We start from the raw sequence: 1,647 nt of genomic DNA on the forward strand, positions 1-1,647 counted from the left end.
CGGCAGGCCGGCGGCCGCCTGCCACCAGGCGGCCAGCGCCGCCGCGGCCGCGGCCTTCTCCGGCAGGATCACCGCCAGCGCGCCGGCCGGCGGCAGGGCCAGGCCCTCCCAGCCCTCCTCCTCCGGCCGGGCCTCCTCCGGCACCAGGCGAAAGGCGTCGCCCGCCGTCACCAGCCGCCACAGCGCCAGGCCGGGCCGCCGCAGAGACTGCCAACCGGGCAGCGTCTCCGCCACCAGGATGGCCGGCGCGCCGGACATCAGCGCCGGCAGGTCCGCGGCGCGGGCCAGCAGGCCGCTCATGCCGCCGGCCCCGGCGGGATTTCCAGCGGGAGTTCCAGCGGGAGTTCGAGCCGCGCCAGCCATTCCGCCATGTTCCTTTCCCAGTTCGCCGCCGAGACGCGGGCCGCGGCCGCCTCGCCCACCGCGCGGCGCAGCGCCGGCGTTACCGCCAGACGCTCGAGCAGGGCCACCGCATCCTCCACCACCGCCGCCTCGCCCCGGTCCGTCCGGAGCAGGAAGCCGTCCCGGCCGTCCTCGATGATCTCGGGCACGGCGCCGACATCGGTGGCGACGACGACGCAGCCGAAGCGCTGCGCCTCCAGCACCGTCAGCGGCACGCCCTCGAAGCGCGAGGGCAGCAGCACGACGTCGGCCCAGGCATAGAGGGCATCCAGCCCCGCCGCGTCCATGGCGGGCGGCTCCACGGCGACGCCGGTCTGCCCGAGATCCAGGGCCGAATCGCCCAGCACCGCCTGCCCAGCGAGGCGCCAGGCGAAGCGCGGCCCGCGCGTCCGCAGGATGATGTCGCGCAGCCGCTCAAGCCCCTTCTGCGCGTCCAGCCGGCCGAGGTAGAGCAGCCGCAGCGGCGCCTCCGCCGGCCGCGCCGCGCGGGCCGCCATGGCCTCCGCCGGGCGGCCCGGCACAGGCTCGTAGGACGGCGCGTTGAGCACGCGGACGATCTTCCCCGCCGGCATCGCCTGGCCGACGCACCAGTCGCGCAGCTGGTCCGAGATGACCACAACGCCGTCATAGGCGCCCTCATAGGCCAGGGCGATGTGCGGGTTGCCGAGCGGCTGGCCGAAGGGGCCGCGCTCCACCAGATGCAGGCCGAGCCAGGTGCGCACCCCCTGGCCGCGCAGCGCCTGCATCAGCCCATGCCCGCCCAGCGCATGGGTGTTCACCACCACATCCATCCCGGCCAGCAGGCCGACGGCGTCGCGCGTGTCCTTCCATAGCGCGAAGCCCGAGACGCAGGCGCCGAGATGCAGCCGATCGTAGTCGCCGCCCTCGATGCTCTCGCCGGGAAAGAAGTTCAGGCTCTCGAAGACGGCGGCGTGCCCCGGCATCGGCTGGATGCGGCGCGCCCCGGTGATGAAGAGATGCGGCCGCCAGCCGCGCCGCCGCAGCACGGCGGCATAGTTGAACACCACCTTCTCGACACCGCCGAAGGCGAAGAGCGGCAGCAGGAAGGCGATGTCCCGGCCATCCTCCGGCGCCAGATAGGGCAGCGGCGGGCCGCAGCCGGCCAGTTCCGGATAGGCCTCCAGCGCCTGCGCGCGCGGCCGCCGCCATTCGGCGCGCCAGTCCGCCGGCATCGCCGAGCGGCGGCGGACGAGGTCGCGCAGGCGGGCGGCGGCGGCGCGCAGC

Annotated in this window: 2 protein-coding genes; both read right to left on the bottom strand. The window is 75.7% G+C overall.

Translation table 11 applies throughout. The annotated features are described in order from the left end of the window. The coding region (locus ACVMLK_RS20940) for a hypothetical protein (RefSeq protein ID WP_457487529.1) at positions 1–300 on the bottom strand (300 nt) is incomplete at its 3' end. Next, the coding region (locus tag ACVMLK_RS20945; RefSeq protein WP_457487530.1) for a glycosyltransferase family 4 protein at positions 297–1,647 on the bottom strand (1,351 nt) is incomplete at its 5' end. The genes ACVMLK_RS20945 and ACVMLK_RS20940, both read right to left, overlap by 4 nt.

This window comes from Teichococcus aerofrigidensis (assembly GCF_054073225.1).